Origin of the sequence: Kaistia dalseonensis, from assembly GCF_030814715.1 — a bacterium.
Taxonomy (GTDB): Bacteria; Pseudomonadota; Alphaproteobacteria; order Rhizobiales; family Kaistiaceae; genus Kaistia; species Kaistia dalseonensis.
In genome coordinates, this window is sequence record NZ_JAUSVO010000003.1 from 648,436 (window position 1) to 667,041 (window position 18,606).

Consider the following 18,606-nt stretch of genomic DNA (forward strand, 5'->3'; position numbering starts at 1 on the left):
GTGCCTGGTGATGCGTCCAAAGGCGCACGCCAATTGATGTGGACCGTCTGGGGCCGGCCGCCTTGCTGCGGCCAGCCCGCGATTGGCAGTTCAACTTTCCAGGTGCTTCTTGAAGCGCAGCGTGTCGAAATACTCACTGAAGTGAGTGATCAGGCCATCTTCGGCCTCGACCCTGACGATGTAGATCTGATCGAACGGCTTACCGCTCGACCGCATCCTGCCGGTGACCGAATACTCGGCGACGACCGCATCGCGAGCAGCGATATTGTGCACGGTCACGTCGCCGACCTCTAGTTTGTCCACAAGCGACAAGAACCAGGTCATGCCAGCAAAGACAGCTTCGCGTCCTTCACGACTTGTAGGCGCATCAAAGGTGCCGGCGTAGGGCAGATGGAAAACGGCGTCTTCGGCGAACAACGCTGACCAGGCATCAAGGTCGCGAGGGAGAAGGTCGAGCGAGCGCAGCAGAAGTTCTTCAGCGTTCAGGGGCTTGGAATCGGTCATGGCAGGTTCCTTTGATCCACTTGCCAGATCGAAATGGCGCAGCGAGGAACCGCTGTTCAGTCAGATAATCTGGAAACACTGATCACCTTGATGGACAATCGGGTGCCTTTGCGGGCACTCGGTTCGCAGAAATCACTGTTCGCCGAGCATCTGACGCACATCCACTCGGGCGAAAGTCTGAGCGACCCACTCGATAAATACGCGCAGTTTCGCATTGAGGTGGCGATTGGATGGATAGACGACATAAAGCGGATGACAATCGCGAGTCCAGTCATCGAGCAGTGGGACGAGCTGTCCATCATCGAGATATGGCTGCGCAGCAAAGCGGAACGTTTGGCCGATGCCGAGACCTGAAAGCAGCGCCGAAAGATGCGCCGTACTTTCATTGAGCGCGACACCTGAATGGGACACTTCTATTCTTTCTGTCCCCCGCTCAAAAAGGAGCGGAAAGACTTTGCCGGACAATGCAGAAAAATAGCTTACGAGCTGATGCCCCGTCTCCAGTTCACGCGGGTGCAAGGGTCCGGATCGCTGCGCCAGATAGTCGGGAGAGGCGCAGGTCACATAGTCCAATTGGCATATGCGCCGGCCAATCAACGAGCTGTCGCTGAGCGCGCCACCCCGAATGACGCAGTCGACTGCGTCGCCAACAAGGTCAACTGGCCGGTCATTCACGCCGAGATAGACTTCGATGTCTGGATAGCGTTGCCAAAAGTCTGGGAGCGCTGGAATGAGGATCCGATTGGCGAGCAAAGAGCCGATATCGACGCGCAATTTGCCTTGGGGCTGAGCCTTGGTCCGCCGGGCCTGCTGGTCCATGTCATTTAGCTCGTCGAGCAGGCGAAGGGCGCGCTCATAATACTCTGCGCCGTCTGGCGTGACGGTGACTGACCTGGTCGTGCGCTGGATCAACTTGGTATCGAGATGATCCTCGAGGTCGGAAATGAGCTTGCTGACCGTAGACCGCGGCAGGTTAAGCAGGTCGGCAGCCTTTGCGAACGTTCCTGATTCAGCAATCCGCACAAAGGTGCGCATCGCGAGAAGCTGATCCATCGTCCTCTACCCGCCGCGATTATCCACTGATATGGATTATGAAACCATATTCCGCATCTTTGTGCAAACAGTGGGAGGTGTATCTCTACGGCACGGCCTAACCCATGGAAGGACAAGCCTATGAAAAACGCTACGCAACTGCTCGAAGCCTATCTGGCGAACATCCAGGATCCCGCGGCTGCGGCGAGCCTCTTCGCAGATGACGGTATCTTGGAACTTCCGACGATCAACGCTCGGGCCCAGGGCCCGGACGCAATCGAGAAGTTCATTTCGGGCCTCCTCTCCAAGGTTCCCGAATTCAGATTCAAGAACATCGACATCACGATCATGACCGAGGACCGGGCGTTCGGCGAGTATCAGGTCGAGGCCCCGGTGGTCTCAACCGGTAAGGTCTACAAGCAGACCTATGCCGGGCGGCTCGTCGCCAAGGACGGGAAGATAAAACTGCTTCGAGAAGCGCTCGATACGCTCGCAGCCTCACAGGCGTTCAGCAAGGATTGAGCGCGCCGCGGCGGGCGAGGTCATTCACGTGTCTTGCCCGCCGACAGCGGGCTCCTGCGTCCCCAGCATCCTCCACCGAAGAGCTTTGAACCAATGGCAGGTGTTGGGGAACTCTGGAAGAGTCCCCGCGTGACCGGAATGAGGACGCAAAGCCGAACGTCCGCTATCGGGCGGCGAGCCAGTGCTCGGACCATCGACGCTGGCCTCCGCCCAGCCAGCATCTCGAATCACAAACTCACACCAATGGGAATCCCCAGATTCCGTCAAAAGCAGAAGCGCTCTAGAGGCCGACCGCTCAGCCGGTCGCACTTCACCCGGAGCCGAATTTGCCGGCATAGTTGCGTTATCAGGGGGCGGTGACTTGGCTCAATGATTTCGCAACATTCTTCTGCCGCTGGGACTGGCTAGACACGCAGCAGTGTCTTGATGGCCCGGCGTTCGTCCATCGCCCTATAGCCTTCGGCCACCTCGGCGAGTGGCAGTTCCAGGTCGAATACCTTGCCGGGATTGATCTTCCGGGTGAGCACAAGCTCCATCAGATGTGGCAGGAAGCGACGCACCGGCGCCGGTCCACCCAGCATGCCGACCTGGGTGAAGAACAGGTTCTGACCGTCGAAGGTGACGCCGTGGGGCACGCCGACATAGCCGACCATCGAGCCCGGACGGGCGACCTGCAGCGCCTGCTGCATGGATTCCTGCGTGCCGACGCATTCGAGCACGGAGTCCGCACCGATGCGGTTGGTCAATTGCTTGATCCTGGCAATGCCGGCCTCGCCGCGTTCGGCGACGATGTCGGTCGCGCCATATTCCAGAGCCAGATCCTGGCGGGTCTTGTGCCGGCTCATGGCGATGATACGGCCGGCACCCATCTGTTTGGCGGCCAGCACGCCCATCAGTCCCACGGCACCGTCGCCGACGACGACGACCGTCGAACCGGGCTGCACCCGCGCCGCATCGGCCGCATACCAACCGGTACCGAGAACATCGGAGGCTGCCAGGAGGCTCGGTATCAGGTCATCCGCGGGCATTTCGTCGGTCGCCACCAGCGTGCCGTCGGCCAGCGGCACGCGGGCATATTGCGCCTGCGCACCCGTCATGAACTCGCGCTGCTCGCAGGACGACTGAAAGCCATGAGTGCAATGCGGGCAGGTATTGTCGGAAATCACGAAGGAGCCGACGACGAACTGGCCTGGCTTGACGGTCTTCACGGCGCCGCCGACTTCGAGCACGACGCCGCAATATTCGTGACCCATATGCATGGGCGCGGTCACCGTGTTGGCGCCCCGATAGGGCCAAAGGTCGGAACCGCAAACGCAGGTGGCCGAGAGCTTGATGATGGCATCGGTGGGCTTGAGGATCGCGGGCTCCGGCAGCTCTTCGTAGCGCACGTCGCCCGGCGCGTAGAGGGTCGTTCCAAACATCGTTTCGTCCTTGTTTTCAAGCGTTTTGGTTGGTCGAGCGGCTACGGCGTCAGCTTGCCGAGCCAGCCTGTTACCTGTTCGAGCGTGCGCCGTTCCTGATCCGCTTCCATCACGAAGGGGGCGGCGATACGGGCACCCGGCGCATGCCCGGCGATGACGGAGACACTGCTGCCGACGCCATAGCCGCCATGGGTGATGAATGGCACAAGCGTCTTGCCCCGCAAGTCGTGCGCGGCCAGAAATGCGCGAATGACGGGTGGTGCAGTGGTGCCCCAGACGGGCAGGCCAAGATAGATTGTCTCGTACTGGTCGATGTGTTCGACACTGGCCCGCAAGGGAGGTCGAAAGCCGTCGGCCGTTTCCTGCCGAGCCTGTCCGACCGTCTGCTCGTAGTCCTCCGGATACGGAACAGCGGGCGCGATCTCGAAGATGACGGAACCTGTCGCGCGCCTGATCTGCCCGGCAATGACCCGCGTGTTGCCGGTCCGGCTGAAATAGGCGACCAGCGACGAGGCCGAGGACGGCCCTTCCAGCGCTCTTGCCGGGCCGACCGCGCCAAGCACGGCCATCACCGGCGCCAGGGCCAACGCCTGCAGGGCTGTCCGGCGCTTCAGTTCAGACATGACTGACTCCGAGACTCTCCCGCATATGCAGGCCCGGCGTCGTCGCGAGCGCCGTGATCAGGGTCGCCAGCCCGTCCAGTGTCACATCGTGGCCGACGAACGGCCACGAGCGCAGCTGCATCGAGCACGTCGCCTTCGACGATCCGAACCCGCGACGGATCAGGATTGTCGAGACGGCTGGCGCGACGCAGATATAGTGTGAGCGCCGCACCGGCCCGCAGCAGTTGCGGGGCGGTATGCCGGGCCAGCTGGCCATTGGCGCCGAGCACGATCACTCTCGGCGACCCTGAGAGACCGGCGCTCATCGGTCGATCCGCGCCTGCTGCTGGGGCGAGTAGCGTTCGCCCCGGATAGCCGTGTTGGAGAATGCGTGGTCGATCTGCGCCAGTTCGCTTTCGGACAACTCGATATCCGCCGCGGCGATGTTCTCGTCCAGGCGGTGCAGCTTGGTGGTGCCGGGAATGGGCACGAAGGTCGGCTTCCGGGACAGGACCCATGCCAGCGCGAGTTGCGCCGGCGTGACCTCCTTTTCCCCGGCAATACGGGCCAGCGTCTCGACGATGCCCTGATTGGCAGCGCGGTTCGCTTCGCTGAAGCGTGGAACCTGGTTGCGGAAGTCGTTTGCGGCGAAGCGGGTGCTGGCGTCGATGGTGCCGGTCAGGAAGCCTTTGCCGAGCGGGCTGAAGGGGACAAAACCTATACCCAGCTCTTCGAGGGTCGGAATGATCTGCTCCTCGGGCTCGCGCCACCAGAGCGAATACTCGCTTTGCAGGGCCGCGACCGGTTGCACGGCATGCGCGCGTCTTATATTGGCCACGCCAGCCTCCGAGAGGCCGAAATACTTGACCTTGCCCTCCGCGATCAGCGCCTTCACGGTCCCGGCGACATCTTCCATCGGCACCTTGGGATCGACCCTGTGCTGGTAGAGAAGGTCGATATAGTCGGTGCGCAGGCGCTTCAGCGAATCCTCGACCGTGGCGCGGATATGGGTGGGCCGGCTGTCCATGCCGCCACCTTCCGGAATGTTGAAGCCGAATTTGGTTGCGATGACGACCCCGTCGCGGATCGGCGCCAGGGCTTCACCGACGACCTCTTCATTCGTATAGGGACCGTAGACCTGGGCGGTATCGAAGAAGGTGATCCCGCGATCGAAAGCGCCACGAATGAGCTTGATGCCCTCGGCGGGTTCGAGCGGTGTGCCATAGGATTGGCTGATACCCATGCAGCCGAGGCCAATGGTGGAGACTTCGAGGCCGCTGGCGCCGAGTTGTCGCCTTTTCATGTCGTGTCTCCTCATGCTTCCGGGATCGGACGGCTGAAATTGTCGAGCGTGACGAAGTCGGGCTCCGGTCCGCCGCGAATGCCGGTTTCCAGTCCGTCGATGGCTGCCAGTTCGGCAGGGGTCAGTTCGAAGTCGAACACGTCGAAATTCTCGGCAATGCGGGCGGGCTTGATGGATTTCGGGATCACCGAGCGGCCCTGCTGCAGGCCCCAGCGCAGCATCACCTGCGCGGCCGACTTGCCATGCGTCTTTGCAATGCCAAGGATCGTGGGGTCTTCCAACGAACTCTTGCCGTTGCCGCGGTAGAAGGTGATGCCGCCGATGGGTGACCAGGCTTGGGTGAGGATGCCGTGCCGCCTATTCACAACCTGCAGTTCAGCCTGCTGGAAATAGGGGTGCACCTCGATCTGGTTGACCGCGGGTACGATCTTCGCCACGGCCAGCAGGCGCTCGATATGCTCAGGCATGAAGTTGCTGACGCCGATCGCGCGAACCTTGCCATCGGCCAGGAGCGTCTCCAGGGCGCGGTAAGCCGCCAGGGTCTTGTCGAAAGCGGAGGGCAGCGCCTGGTGCAGGATCAGCAGGTCGAGCTGATCGACGCCCAGCTTCCGGGCGCCTTTTTCAAACCCATGCAGGGTTTCGTCAAAGCCGTAGTCGTTGATCCAGATCTTGGTCTCGATGAAGACCTGCTCGTGCGGAATGCCGGAGCGGCGGATCCCCTCGCCGACTTCTCGCTCGTTGCCATAGGCGGCCGCCGTGTCGATATGGCGGTAGCCGACGCGAAGGGCTTCCTGCACCGCTGCCGTGGTTTCGTCAGGCGGCGTCTGGAACACGCCGAGGCCGATGGCGGGAATCTGAACGCCATTGTTGAGTTGCAGGTTCGGTACGTTTGTCACGGGCGGGCATCCTTCTGAGCTTGGCCGTTATCCGGGGCCAGTTCGCCGTATCGGTAGGAAGCGGTCACGCCGCCATCCATCAGGAAGTCGCTGCCGGTGATGAAGGCGCCTTCGGGGCCCATCAGGAGCGCGCCGACAGTGCCGACCTCGTCCGGCGTAGCCGCACGCCCCACGGGGCAAAGCTCGATCATCCGTCGATAGCCCGCGCCACGCGGGCCGGTCAGTTCGTCCCGGGCGAGCGGCGTGATGACGATTCCGGGGCTGATCGTGTTGATGCGTGCACCACGCTTGCCCCAGCGAACCGCCTCCGCCATCACGCGAAGCGAATTGCCACGCTTCGACAATTGGTAAGCGTTGAGCGAGTCCGTAACCGCGGATGGCTGCAGCCAGGGCAGTGCTAGCAACTGGTCGGCGGGCGTCGTCGCCAGCGCCCTGTTCTGATCTTCGGTGAGCGCGCCCAGCCGGTGGCCGGACTGGGAGGCGATGACGACCCCGCTGCCACCCTTGGCGATCACGGCGCCAAACGCCTCGAGCACCAGCGCCGTGCCGTAGAGATCGACCTTGAGGATCGTCTCGGGACTGGCCTGCGAGGGCGAAACGCCGGCCGCGTGGATCAGCCCGGTCACGTCCCCCAGCGCCGTCGCAGTCTCGACAAGCGCCTCGACGGAACCGCGCGATGATACATCAACGGCCGCAGTGCTGACCTCGAAGCCGGCATCGAGCAAGACTTTGGCGGCCGTCTCGGCATTCTCAAGCCGCAGGTCGGCGAGCAAAACATGCTTGCCCGAGCTGACGCGGCGGGCAATGGCCTGGCCGATCGAGCCCGCGCCAATCACAACAGTCACGTCGGTCATCGGCCTGGCTTTCCTTCGACCTCGATGCCGTATTGCGCGTCGCTGACATGCTCCATCCAGTCGACCGCCTTGCCGTCGAGGGATTCCTGGATCGCGATATGGCTCATTGCTGTCGCGGCACTGGCGCCGTGCCAGTGCTTTTCCCCCGGCGCGAAGCGAACCACGTCACCCGGCAGCACCGTTTCTATCGGGCCATCCGCTTTCTGCACCAGACCACGTCCGGCCGTGATGATCAGCGTCTGCCCGAGCGGATGGGTATGCCAGGCGGTGCGAGCGCCCGGCTCGAAGGTCACAGCGTTTCCGGCCATGATGCTGGGGGCTTCAACCGGATAGAGCGGATCGATCCTGACTGTTCCGGTAAACCAGTCAGCCGGCCCCTTGGCGGAGGGCTGCGAACCTGCGCGCTGAATCTTCATGAGGGCTCTCCTTGCTGCGACGACAAGGTAAGCCCGTCGCACTCAGCTGATTAGTGGCGTCATCCTGCTTGAGCCTATGAATGGGATTCATGGAACGACGGGGAGTCGGACAGCGCATTGTCCGTTGCCAGAGAGCCGTTCGGCGCTCATCGTGAGCGCGATGGATGACGAAATGGGCGCTTCATGATACCGATTCATGAATGGACCGCGATAATGTTGCCGACCTCATAGCCTTCATAACGGTCGCCCAGGACCGGAGCTTCACGCGCGCAGCGGCGCGCCTGGGCGTGTCCCAATCGGCACTCAGTCACGCGCTCCGCCGTCTCGAAAAGCGTCTGGGCGTCCGGCTCCTGACGCGCAGCACCCGAAGCGTGTCGCCCACCGACGCAGGCGAGCGCCTGCTCGCGACGGTCGAGCCTCGGTTTCGGGAAGTCGACGCCGCGCTCGAACAGGTCAGCGAGTTTCGCGACAAGCCGGCGGGCACGATCCGGCTGAGTGCCGGCGAGCACGCCATCAATTCGGTGCTTTGGCCCAGGCTGCAGGATTTCACCAAAAGCTACCCGGATATCCAGCTGGAGATCATCGCCGAGAACGGCTTCGTCGACATTGTCGCGCAGCGCTACGACGCGGGCGTGCGCCTTGGCGAGCAATTGGCGAAAGACATGATCGCCGTCAGGATCGGGCCGGACTGGCGCATGGCCGTCGTGGGTTCCCCGGACTATTTCGAAGGCCGAACATTGCCTTCAAGCCCTCACGATCTGACGGAGCATGTCTGCATCAATCTGCGCCTACCAACCTATGGTGGCAACTACGCGTGGGAGTTCGAGCATGGTGGCCGCCGGCTCAATGTGAGGGTGGATGGCCAGCTGACGTTCAGCAGCAGCCATCACATGCTTTCGGCGGCTCTCGTCGGATCAGGCTTGGCATGCATTCCAGAGGACATGGTAATGCCGCATGTCGAAGCCGGCGAACTGGTCCGAGTTCTCGGCGACTGGATGCCGATCTTTGACGGCTATCACCTCTACTACCCCAGCCGGCGCCAAACCTCGCCGGCTTTCGCGAGGCTGATCGAAGCTCTACGATTCCGGCTTGCTTAGCCTGCTCACAAGGGCGGGAGCCATTCGTCAAGTTAGCTTTGGGAGAGGTTGGCTTTCTTGAATGTCCGTTCTGGGCGTTCACCCCGTAGTCCGCTCTTGACGCATGTCACACATCGGCCCTGTCTCAAGTGCTCACGGTTACGCCATGCCATAAAATCAAAGGAGTGGTGTTTGCTGAGAGAAGTACAGAGCGGGTGGAGGGCCGTAACCTCGTCCCGTAACGCCCGTGCGGAGCACTTCGACGGATCAAGCCGCCGGACGACATGCGCATGATAGGTCAATGGGCGATCGGCAGCACTTTGCAGATCGGCTCGACCCCATACGCATCGCGATGATCATCGATGAACGCGATCATGTCTTCGACCGGCGGTCGAGCTCCGCCGCAATCGACACGATCGCCTGCCAGCGCGAAGGGTGTTCAGCCTCGTGATCCAGCACTATCCGCACCGCCCGGGCACGCACCTCAGGCGAAAACTTGTTCGTCGTCTTGCTCGTCATAGCCCCATCCTCTCAGGAGTTGGAGCCTCCGACAAAGCCGGGGCAGTTCAGTCGGCAGTGCGGCAGCTTTCGACCAATCTCGGTCATCCGCCCGCTCTCGCCGGCTTCCTGAAAGCGGGCGCCGGGTTGATCATCGTTGAACGGCTGCCGCATCAACATTGCCTGCCGACCTGCTCTCTGGGAGGCCTGAGTTCGCATCGCTCACGCGACATGAGTTTGCCGCCGAAAGCATGCGAGGCCCGAACCCGCCCCTCGCACACCCTCGCGCGCATCAGAGGCGGAAGCCGCCTGAGACTTCGATCCGCTGCCCGTTCACCCAGCGAAAGTCGTCGGACAGCAAAGCTGCGATGACCGGCCCCACTTCCTCGGGCCCTCCGACGCGCTCCAGCGCCGTCTGCGAGGCGATGGCCTTGTTGATCTCCGGATTGTCCCGAGTAGCGCCGCCGCTAAAATCGGTTGCTATGGCCCCCGGCGCCACGACGTTCACGGTAATGCCGCGCGGCCCGAGCTCCAGCGCCATGTAGCGGGTCAGCGTCTCCACCGCCGCCTTGATCGGTCCATATATGGTCCGTCCCGGCAGGCTGAAGCGGGCAAGCCCTGAAGAGATGTTCACGATGCGGCCGCCATCGTTCATCAGCGGCAGCAGCTTCTGGGTGAGCAGATAGGGGGCCTTGAAGTGAACGGCGAACAGCGCGTCGATCTCCTCCCCGGTCCCATTCGCCAGCGTCGCGGTTGACGATGTGCCAGCATTGTTCACGAGATAATCGAAGCGATTCGCGCCCAGAGTGGCGAGCGCCTCACCGACGACGGCGACGAAGCTGTCAAAGCTTTCTGAACGGCTCACGTCGAGCTGCAAGGCCACTGCATTTGCGCCTGCCGCCCGGACGGCTTCGACCACCTTTGCGGCTTCATCCTGCCGACTATTGTAGGTGACGATGGAAGACACGCCCCGCTCGGCGAGGCGGAGCACGGCGTCCCTGCCGATCCCGCGGCTGCTACCCGTGACGATGGCGATGCGTGCAGATGTAGACATGGTGTTTTCTCCGATTGTTTGCGTCCCTGTATATTATGGTCCCCGCGCAGGACATTTAGACCGAATGATCAGACATCACTGTTCCGCAGGGAGGAACAAAACATCATGGACCGGCTGACCGCTCTTGAGCTGTTCGTGCGTATCGTGGACCGCGGAAGCTTCAGTGCTGCAGCGGCTGACCTCGGCATGTCCCGCCCCGCCGCGACGGCGACGATTCAGGCACTGGAGCGGCGGCTCGGCGCCCGCCTGCTCCACCGTACGACGCGGCAGGTTCGGCCGACGAGCGAAGGCGATGCCTATTACCGACGCTGCACGGCGATCCTCGCCGATCTGGAAGATGCGGACCAGACCGCCTCCGGGACCGTATCCGGTCGGTTGCGCGTCGATGTCGCAGGGTCGCTTGCCAGGACCATGTTGCTGCCGGGGCTTCCCGACTTTCTGGCGCAGCATCCCCGGCTGAGCATCCATCTCAGCGAAGGCGAGCGCTACGTCGATCTCGTGCGAGAGGGGGTGGACTGCGTGGTGCGCGCAGGAACGCTCGCCGACAGCAGCATGGTCGCCCGGCGCCTTGGCACGATCGAGGAGATCACCTGCGCCAGTCCCGCCTATCTTGAGCGTTACGGCGTTCCCTTAGCGCCCGACCGGCTAGCGGGGCATCAAATGATCGGCTTCGTGTCCTCCCGCACCGGCCGACCCTTACCTCTGGAGTTCACCGTCGATGGCGCGGTCGTGGAGGTGGCGTTGCCGGCACGTCTGCTCGTCAGCGGTGCGGACATGAGCGCCGCGGCGGCACGACTGGGGTGCGGGATGGTTCAGGCGCCGCGCTATCGCTTCGCCGACGATCTCGCATCCGGCGCCTTGGTCGAGGTCATGGCGGATTATCGGCCAGTGCCGACGCCCATATCGATCCTGTTCCCGGACAATCGGCACTTGTCGCCGAAGGTCAGGGTGTTCGTTGACTGGGCGACCGAGACGCTTGCGCCGTTTCTGTCCCGCTGAAGAGATGGACTAGCCGCTGTGAGCGGTCTCCGATCAGGTTGCGCGACATTGGCGGAACGCGTGCATGGCTGAGCATTCCTGCGAAATGATGCGCTTGAACCCGACGGTGTACCGCTGGGCGTCGACATCATGATTTACACGATGAGGGCGGCCAGCCAGTCGGACGGTGGCTCACGGTAAAAGCTGCCCTAGGTCTGGCGCGGCGCGAACGTCAGATTAGTCCCATGAAGCGGCATTCGCTCTCGGCGGCACCCGACCAATCTCTGTCGGTCGCTGAACACTGCTGAAACGTCGTCTCACGACAGAAATGCTCGTTCGCGAGCAGGATGGCGATCCGCTAAATTGCGCGTTGTCTTCGCTGTTCATGACAGCTTTCACGACGACGCAGTGCGAAAACCTTCCGGGGTCATCCCTGCCCAACTGCGAAAGGCACGGTAGAAAGAGTTCGGCTCGTCAAAGCCTAGCAAGAAGGATATTTCGGCAATCGGCATCCTCGTCTTGCGGAGATAATGCCGCGCCAGCGCGTTGCGAGTGCCTCTCAAAATCTCCTGAAAGCTGGTGCCCTCAGCTTCGATCCGCCGCTGGAGGCTGCGCTTGCTCAAGCCTAGCTTCGAGGCGATCGCGTCCATGCCGATCAACCCGCTCGGCAAGCCTTCGAGCAGAACTGCGTGGACTCGCTCCGCTGTCTTCACATCTGCGTCCAGATCGGCAAGTCGCTGTCGCAAGTCTGGCTCGAACATCGACCACATCGCATTGTTCGAGGTCAGGAACGGCATTGCTGCATCGCGCGCATCAAAAACCACCCGATGGCTGTTAGCCCGACGGATACGAATTCCGAGAAATTCCTCATATGGTGCCAGCGGCCCCGGCACGGTGCCGATCGAGAATTCAATCGGTCGGATCGTCTCCCGTGTTCCCATCCGCGCCAGTTGAACGGTGAACAGAAGTTCCATCATCACTAGCGACGGCGGCGGCGTCCACGGCGCATCCAACCAGCTGAACTCCGCCGTCACCCGGTCGGGCTCTTGCACCACGCCGAGCCGGATAGGCCCGATCAGCGCCTTATATTTTGCGATGCGCTGCAAGGCCACCAGCAGGTTCGGGCTGCACAACGCCGCGAAAAGGGGCGGCAAGAACGATTCCGCTCTCACGCCGGTGCACAAACGTAGGGGCAACAATGGATCGGCCAAGGCGTCCTCGATACTCGCCCATAGCCTGTAGTAGTCTTCGGAAGGCAGGCGCACAGACGGCTGTGTCAGCAAATCATCCGATAGTCCCGCCCGGCGCAGCACATCGGCGGGGCGCAAGCCAAGATCGGCCAATAGCGTGCGCCATGTCGTATCGAGCGCGTAAAGCGGATGTGGCGTAGTCACCATCAATGCACCTGGATTATTTTGCGTAGCCTAACCCGCCAATCGTTCCCGGTGAACGCCTCAGGTTGCCAGGTTGAACGTCGCGCGCATGGCGGCGAAGAATGATTCGTCATCGGTTGCCTGCCGCGCAGTGATCTGCTGGACGGCGTCGTCACCAGCGGCATAACGCAACCGGTCGCTGTGATCGGTCGTGGCGTGATAGACGATTTCTGCGATACGCTCGGGCGTCGAGCCCTGCGCCATGGCCGGGCCCATCACATCAAGCACACACTGGATCAGCGGCTGATATTCCGCAATTGCCGGATCATTGCTGAAATCAAGTGAGCGTCCGCCAAAGTCGGTCTGCATCCCGCCCGGCTCGATCAGCTTCACGCGGACGCCGAGCGGGGCCATCTCGTACATCAGCGCTTCCGTCAGCCCTTCGACGGCGAATTTGCTCCCATGGTACAGCGTACCGAGCGGGAAGGCGAACCGCCCGCCAACCGAGGCGACATTGACGATTGTACCGCCATGCAGGGCGCGGAAATGCGGGATCAGCGCTTGCGTCGTCGCCAGCAGCCCCAGTACGTTGACCTCGAATTGGCGCCGAATCTTATCGGCAGGCGTCACTTCCAGAGGGCCGTAGGCGCCGTAGCCGGCATTGTTCACCAGCGCGTCGATCCGTCCGAACCGCGCGATGCCGGCCTGGACCGCAGCGTCGATTGAAGCGGTATCCTGAACGTCGAGGCGCGTCACCAGCACATTGTCGAGCGCGTTGAGCGCTCTCTCTTGATCGGGCGAGCGCATGGTGGCGATGACGTTCCAGCCTTGGGCATGGAATTGCATGGCCGTTGCGCGACCGAGGCCGCTCGAGGCGCCGGTGATGAGGATTGTCTGTGCCATGTTCGCTTCCTTTCTGACTTGATGAGCGAACATCTGGCCTGTGGCGGTCAATCCCGCAGTCGCAGAGGACGCCATTGCGCTATCCGATCGCGACAGCTAGCGGATCAGAGGATTTATGAACGGGCCAACGGGGGCAGCCATCAACGGTCATCTCGGGTCAGGAATCGTGGTTATGCCTCGTCAGACAATACGCCTGCGGTCCTTTCGCGGCCCGGCCTCGGGTGGCCTTCTTGGCGCCCGGTATCATCGCCGCCATTCTTGATGGCCGGCAGCCGGTCGAACTCACGGCGAACAAGCTCATGGCCGATACTCGTCTTCCGATCGACTGGGCGGGACAGCGCCAGGCGCTTGGGTTCGAGTAGCGGTCTCACGGACCGCTTGGCGACACGATCAAAGAACCCGATAAATCGATGCCGGCTGGGGGAATACTGCCAGCCGGCCCTGCCGTCGCTCCAGCCAGAAACGTCCCATGGCCTCCCACGATTTCCGTAGCCCGTTGGTCGCTCGGGCGGCAGCGATGCCGCTGGTAGTGATGCGAAACCAAAGTTCTTCGGAGTCGCCTGGCTGCCCTGCGGTTGTCGCCTCCTGCCGCGCTCAGACACGCTGGCAAGCGCGCAGTCTGCGAACGCCCGGTCCCAGCCCGCCTGGCTTCGGTATTGGCGAAAGCCGACGGGGAGACGCGGCCGAGAGAGCGGCGCGGAATCGGCGCCTAAAACGTCTCCTGAAACCACGCCGGCGATGAGGCAGCCGCAACGCGCGGAAATGTCGGGCCAATTCGCAGCGTCAAAAGACAAAAAGAGCAATAATATCAATTTGTTAATTGATGGCGGCGGACGCAGTCCGTTGCAAACCCGTCTCTGCCTGCATTCCCTGTTCGGAGCAGAAACGCCAGAGAGCGTCTTTCTCTCGGCTCGGATGGGGACGCCCGCTAGAAAATGACGCTGTTTCCGTGGGTTACCCGAAATCCTCTGTTGAATTGATGGGCCGATTTTCCGACTCTGGAGCGGCGTTCGCAGTCGCTATCAGGGAAAAGCGATTGTCGTTTGGCGGGATTGCATTGTCGTTCGCCTGGATCGGACTGCACGCCTGTGGGATCCGATTGCGCAGATGCGGGATCGCTTTGTCGAATATCGGTTCGGCATTGTCGTTACGCAGTGTTGCCCTGCCGCAAGGCGGGCAGAGATTGTCGCTTTGCGAAGTCCGATTGTCGAATGCTGGGAGCGGTCCGCCAAGCGAACTCCAAGTCGACCAACGATTGCTCTCTTTCGGATGAGGTCGTTGTCATGCGTTGGCATGATGCCAGATCGGAGGATTGCTGCGCGGGGGGAGATGACCAAGGCGGGCTCATTTCAACCGTCCCTACGATCGCGTTGCCGATAGGTGTCCTGGTCTGGCCGGCAGTCTGGTTCGATTGCGGGATATTCAAGCGCAAGCAGGTCTATCCTGAACGCGCTTTGGTGAGCCCCGTCGCCATTCGGCTAGCCCTTTGAGGCGATATGCCCGGGTGGAGCGCCGGTCCAACGCCGGACTGCACGGCTGAGCGACGACTGCTCCGAATAGCCGAGATGGCCGGCAACAGCCGACAAATTTCTGTAACCGTCCTTCAGTGCGCCGAGCGCCTTCGCCTCGTGCGTTTCGTCCCTGAGGCGCCTGAAATTCGTCCCTTCCGCGGTCAGAACGCGCTGTAACGAACGCGATGACATGCCGGCTGCAAGAGCCAGTCGCTGGATGGTCACAGGTGGATCGATGACCATCGCCGCAAGGACAAGTCGCGCTGAGTGATTGAAAGAGCCATCGCCCCGCAGCGGTACCCAGTCGCTGTCTGGAAGCGCCAACCCCTTCGCTCCGAAGGATAGAGGCGCATCCAGGACGGCATCGTCTAGATCGATCTCCAATGTCGCCGCGTCAGTCGAAGCGAGAGACGGTCCCAACAGTGGGCGAAGATGCTCAATGCCAAAATCTGGATGCCGACGCATCCGGAGGCTGCGGGGCGGCGTCTGGCCACGACAGGTCGCCGCATAGAGCCCGCAGACAAGCGACGCAGCGAACTGCTGCGACAGGTGCATGCGCTCATCATCCAGCACCAGCGACCATCCGACCCGCACGCACAGCCCGCCGGCAATTGGCTCGACGGCAACATATTCGTGCGTCGAGTAACGGGGCAGCGCTGCAACGATCCGGTTGAGTGCATGACGCGGCGTATCCGAACCGAGGATGACGCGGCCGAAATTGCCGAAGTCTGCAACGTTACTCTGCGAGATGATCCGAGCGGCGATGTCCGGTCCTTCGACCAAGGCCAGCAGCCGCAGGAGTCTGAGGGCGGGAAGCAGCGGTATGGGGAGTTCGGCTGAACATCTGGCGACATAGGCGAGGTCTACCGCTCGCAACCGATCGCCTGCCGGCCGACCCTGAGCATCAAGCCAGCGCAAGATAATCTGCAGCGGCGCCGCGCGGATCAAGGGGATGGATGTCGCCATCGTCGGCCGGTCTCCGTGCGACCGATGCCCAAATGCCCTTGGGCAATCGAGAACGGGGCGACCATAGAGCGATTTGACCCGACACGCCAGAATCTCCATGGCCCTCGCCTTCGTATCAATTGACGTCCTCGGCGACCGGGATCAACAGTCCAGCAGTCTTGCCATGACGACGGCCAACGTGCCGAGCGGCATTTTGCAAGGGTCACCTGGCATGCGTCGGGGAGGTGCTGATATGCGGGCTTTTCATGTTCTTCTGGCGAGCGTGGGTCTGATTTCGTTCGGCCTCGCGCAATCGGCGGCTCAAACCGTAACCGGCGTCGCCGGATCACCGAGCGCGACCACGACCATCAGCGGGTCGCAGCTTCCGCCGCCGCCACCGCCCTTTGGTGGCGTCATCAAGGAGAAGGCCTCGGACTCGACGCCGTGGTGGCCACCCCGCGTCGTGCCGCCGAAGGGCGCGCCGAATGTGCTGCTGATCATGACCGACGATCAGGGCTTCGGCGCGCCGAGCACGTTCGGCGGCGTCATCCCGACGCCGACGATGGACCGCATTGCGCAGGCCGGATTGCGGTACACCGACTTTCATTCGACATCGCTGTGTTCGCCCACGCGGGCGGCGCTGATCACTGGCCGCAACCACCATTCGGTCGGCTTCGGCGTGGTCGGCGAGGTCTCGACCGGCTTCCCCGGCTACGATTCGATCATCCCGATCGACAAGGGCACGATCGGCACAATACTGCGCGACAATGGCTATTCGACAGCCTGGTTTGGCAAGGATCACAACACGCCGTCGTTCCAGTCGAGCCAGGCGGGACCGTTCAATCAGTGGCCGAACGGCATGGGCTTCGATTATTTCTACGGCTTCGTCGGCGGCGACGCGAGCCAGTGGCAGCCGAACCTCTTCCGCAACACGACGGCAATCTATCCCTTCGAGGGCAATCCCGGCTGGAACCTCGAGACCGCGATGGCCGACGAAGCGATCCAGCATGTGAAGCAATTGAAGGAAGTCGCTCCCGGCAAGCCCTGGTTCGTCTACTACGTTCCGGGTGCCACGCACGCCCCACATCATCCGACGGAAGAATGGGTCAAGAAGATCAGCGCCATGCATCTCTTCGACGAGGGGTGGAACAAGGTGCGCGAAACGATCTTCGCCAACCAGAAGCGACTCGGCATCATGCCGGAGAGCGCGAAGTTGACGCCTTGGCCGGACACCCTCCCGACATGGGACTCACTCGACCTCGAGTCAAAGAAGCTGTTCATCCGGCAGGCAGATGTCTACGGCGCCTATCTCGCCTATGCCGACCATGAGATCGGCCGCGTCATCCAGGCGGTCGACGACCTCGGCGAACTCGATAATACGCTGATCATCTATATCGGTGGCGATAATGGCGCCTCAGCCGAGGGCATGCTCAACGGCACGCCGAACGAGTTCACCACCTTCAACGGCGTCGCAGTGCCGGTGAAGGACCAGTATCTCTGGTATCCTTTCTGGGGTTCGGAGCGAACTTTCCCGCATTTCGCGGCCGGCTGGGCCTGGGCGATGGACACGCCGTTCAAATGGGTCAAGCAGGTGCCGTCGCATTTCGGCGGCACGGCGCAGGGCGTCGCCATGTCCTGGCCGGGTCACATTCCCGAGGGCGGTGGCATCCGCCGGCAGTTCTCGCATGTCATCGATATCGTGCCGACCATCCTTGATGCCACCGGCATTCCGGCGCCTGCCGCGATCGACGGCATTCCGCAGAAGCCGATAGAAGGGACCAGCATGGCCTATACCTGGGACAAGGCGAATGCTGACGCGCCGACACCGCACACGACCCAGTATTTCGAGATGCTCGGCAACCGCTCCATCTACCACGATGGCTGGGTTGCGGCGACGACACCCGTCACGCTGCCCTGGGAACTCAGCACCAAGACGCCGCCGGACGTGATCACCGGCTACAATTGGGAGCTCTACAACGTCGACAAGGACCCGACCCAGTTTGACGATCTGGCAGCGAAGATGCCGGACAAAGTCAACGAGATGAAGGCGCTCTTCTACTCCGAGGCGGCGAAATACAACGTCCTGCCGCTCGACAACTCGACTCTCACGCGCTGGAATACCCCACGTCCGAGCCTGACCGCCGGCCAGACCGAGTTCACCTATTCCGGCGAACTCAGCGGCGTCCCGCCGAGCGCGGCGCCGAGCGTCCTGAACAAGTCCTATACCATCACGGCGGAGGTCGAAATTCCTGATGGCGGAGCCGAGGGCATGATCGTCACCGAGGGCGGGCGCTTCGGTGGCTATGGGCTCTATCTCGGCAAGGGCGAGTTCGGCATCGGGCGCGGCAAGGTCGTCTTCCTCTACAATCTGCTCGATCTGAAGCGGACGCTTTGGGAAGGGCCGCAGCTAGAGCCGGGCAAGCACACGATCGTCTTCGATTTCAAGTCGGCCGAGCCGGGCCTCGGCAAGGGAGGAACCGGCGTGCTGTCCGTCGACGGCAAGGAGGTCGCTCGCAATGCGCTCGATCACACGACGCCGATCACCTTCCCCGAGGACGAGACCTTCGATGTCGGCCTCGATACGCGGACGGGCGTGGCGCTCGTCGAGGATCGCTACGAGTCGCCGTTCAAGTTCACCGGCAAGATCGATAGACTGACCGTCAAACTGGAGCCGGATCGCGATGCTGCCGTCAAGCCCTGACGGGGACCGTGGCATGC

18 protein-coding genes, 2 pseudogenes and 1 other annotated feature are annotated in these 18,606 nt (G+C 62.2%); of the genes and pseudogenes, 5 read left to right on the forward strand and 15 right to left on the reverse strand.

What is annotated here, in order from left to right:
• Positions 1 to 90 precede the first annotated feature (90 nt).
• Both QO014_RS13515 and QO014_RS13520 read right to left on the reverse strand, forming a co-directional pair.
• A complete protein-coding gene (locus QO014_RS13515) occupies positions 91 to 504 on the reverse strand; it encodes a nuclear transport factor 2 family protein (protein WP_266349220.1) in 414 nt (137 codons plus the stop codon).
• Positions 505 to 636: 132 nt separating this feature from the next.
• On the reverse strand, positions 637 to 1,557 hold the full coding sequence (locus tag QO014_RS13520; RefSeq protein ID WP_266349221.1) for a LysR family transcriptional regulator: 921 nt from the start codon (positions 1,555 to 1,557) through the stop codon (positions 637 to 639).
• A gap of 120 nt (positions 1,558 to 1,677) precedes the next feature.
• Between QO014_RS13520 and QO014_RS13525 the strand changes: the two genes are divergently transcribed.
• Positions 1,678 to 2,058, forward strand: coding sequence for a nuclear transport factor 2 family protein (locus tag QO014_RS13525; protein WP_266349222.1), 381 nt, complete (start codon positions 1,678 to 1,680; stop codon positions 2,056 to 2,058).
• Between the two features lie 404 nt (positions 2,059 to 2,462).
• Here the strand turns inward: QO014_RS13525 and QO014_RS13530 are convergent, their stop codons facing one another.
• The 8 genes and pseudogenes from QO014_RS13530 to QO014_RS13560 form a co-directional block, all read right to left on the reverse strand.
• On the reverse strand, positions 2,463 to 3,479 hold the full coding sequence (locus tag QO014_RS13530) for a zinc-dependent alcohol dehydrogenase family protein (RefSeq protein WP_266349223.1): 1,017 nt from the start codon (positions 3,477 to 3,479) through the stop codon (positions 2,463 to 2,465).
• 41 nt (positions 3,480 to 3,520) lie between these two features.
• Positions 3,521 to 4,102 (reverse strand): flavodoxin, encoded by a 582-nt coding sequence (locus QO014_RS13535; protein WP_266349224.1) that lies wholly within the window; start codon positions 4,100 to 4,102, stop codon positions 3,521 to 3,523.
• On the reverse strand, positions 4,095 to 4,223 hold the full coding sequence (locus QO014_RS13540; RefSeq protein WP_266349225.1) for a hypothetical protein: 129 nt from the start codon (positions 4,221 to 4,223) through the stop codon (positions 4,095 to 4,097). The genes QO014_RS13535 and QO014_RS13540 overlap by 8 nt, the downstream gene beginning before the upstream one ends.
• 40 nt (positions 4,224 to 4,263) lie before the next feature.
• Positions 4,264 to 4,407 (reverse strand): annotated as a pseudogene (locus tag QO014_RS24575) (hypothetical protein); the annotation flags it as partial.
• The gene (locus QO014_RS13545; RefSeq protein ID WP_266349226.1) at positions 4,404 to 5,384 is read right to left on the reverse strand and encodes an aldo/keto reductase; all 981 of its coding nucleotides are present in this window, start codon (positions 5,382 to 5,384) and stop codon (positions 4,404 to 4,406) included. The pseudogene QO014_RS24575 and the gene QO014_RS13545, both read right to left, overlap by 4 nt.
• Positions 5,385 to 5,395: 11 nt before the next feature.
• The gene (locus QO014_RS13550) at positions 5,396 to 6,217 is read right to left on the reverse strand and encodes an aldo/keto reductase (RefSeq protein WP_266349227.1); all 822 of its coding nucleotides are present in this window, start codon (positions 6,215 to 6,217) and stop codon (positions 5,396 to 5,398) included.
• A gap of 59 nt (positions 6,218 to 6,276) precedes the next feature.
• Positions 6,277 to 7,134, reverse strand: a complete 858-nt coding sequence (locus QO014_RS13555) for an SDR family oxidoreductase (protein ID WP_266349228.1) — start codon at positions 7,132 to 7,134, stop codon at positions 6,277 to 6,279.
• A complete protein-coding gene (locus tag QO014_RS13560; RefSeq protein WP_266349229.1) occupies positions 7,131 to 7,550 on the reverse strand; it encodes a (R)-mandelonitrile lyase in 420 nt (139 codons plus the stop codon). The genes QO014_RS13555 and QO014_RS13560 overlap by 4 nt, the downstream gene beginning before the upstream one ends.
• A 200-nt stretch (positions 7,551 to 7,750) precedes the next feature.
• Here QO014_RS13560 and QO014_RS13565 point away from each other — a divergent pair, with 200 nt between their 5' ends.
• Positions 7,751 to 8,647, forward strand: coding sequence for a LysR family transcriptional regulator (locus QO014_RS13565; RefSeq protein ID WP_266349230.1), 897 nt, complete (start codon positions 7,751 to 7,753; stop codon positions 8,645 to 8,647).
• Between the two features lie 212 nt (positions 8,648 to 8,859).
• On the opposite strand, the pseudogene QO014_RS13570 reads toward QO014_RS13565, so the two are convergent.
• Together QO014_RS13570 and QO014_RS13575 are read right to left on the reverse strand one after the other, a co-directional pair.
• Positions 8,860 to 9,145: pseudogene (locus tag QO014_RS13570) on the reverse strand (IS3 family transposase); the annotation flags it as partial.
• Positions 8,929 to 9,041 (reverse strand) — a sequence feature (AL1L pseudoknot). Its footprint overlaps the pseudogene before it by 113 nt.
• A 271-nt stretch (positions 9,146 to 9,416) precedes the next feature.
• A complete protein-coding gene (locus tag QO014_RS13575) occupies positions 9,417 to 10,178 on the reverse strand; it encodes an SDR family NAD(P)-dependent oxidoreductase (protein WP_266349231.1) in 762 nt (253 codons plus the stop codon).
• 105 nt (positions 10,179 to 10,283) lie between these two features.
• Here QO014_RS13575 and QO014_RS13580 point away from each other — a divergent pair, with 105 nt between their 5' ends.
• Complete coding sequence (locus QO014_RS13580; RefSeq protein ID WP_266349232.1) at positions 10,284 to 11,177, forward strand: LysR family transcriptional regulator; 894 nt, start codon at positions 10,284 to 10,286, stop codon at positions 11,175 to 11,177.
• A gap of 374 nt (positions 11,178 to 11,551) precedes the next feature.
• On the opposite strand, the gene QO014_RS13585 is transcribed toward QO014_RS13580, so the two are convergent.
• Complete coding sequence (locus QO014_RS13585; RefSeq protein ID WP_266349233.1) at positions 11,552 to 12,553, reverse strand: AraC family transcriptional regulator; 1,002 nt, start codon at positions 12,551 to 12,553, stop codon at positions 11,552 to 11,554.
• Between the two features lie 57 nt (positions 12,554 to 12,610).
• Complete coding sequence (locus QO014_RS13590) at positions 12,611 to 13,507, reverse strand: SDR family oxidoreductase (RefSeq protein WP_266349234.1); 897 nt, start codon at positions 13,505 to 13,507, stop codon at positions 12,611 to 12,613.
• A gap of 155 nt (positions 13,508 to 13,662) precedes the next feature.
• On the opposite strand from QO014_RS13590, the gene QO014_RS13595 reads away from it, so the two are divergent.
• Positions 13,663 to 13,794, forward strand: coding sequence for a hypothetical protein (locus QO014_RS13595; RefSeq protein ID WP_266349235.1), 132 nt, complete (start codon positions 13,663 to 13,665; stop codon positions 13,792 to 13,794).
• Between the two features lie 1,116 nt (positions 13,795 to 14,910).
• Here the strand turns inward: QO014_RS13595 and QO014_RS13600 are convergent.
• A complete protein-coding gene (locus QO014_RS13600; protein WP_266349236.1) occupies positions 14,911 to 15,909 on the reverse strand; it encodes a helix-turn-helix domain-containing protein in 999 nt (332 codons plus the stop codon).
• 232 nt (positions 15,910 to 16,141) lie between these two features.
• Here QO014_RS13600 and QO014_RS13605 point away from each other — a divergent pair, with 232 nt between their 5' ends.
• Positions 16,142 to 18,589, forward strand: a complete 2,448-nt coding sequence (locus QO014_RS13605; protein ID WP_266349237.1) for an arylsulfatase — start codon at positions 16,142 to 16,144, stop codon at positions 18,587 to 18,589.
• The last annotated feature ends 17 nt before the right edge of the window (positions 18,590 to 18,606 follow it).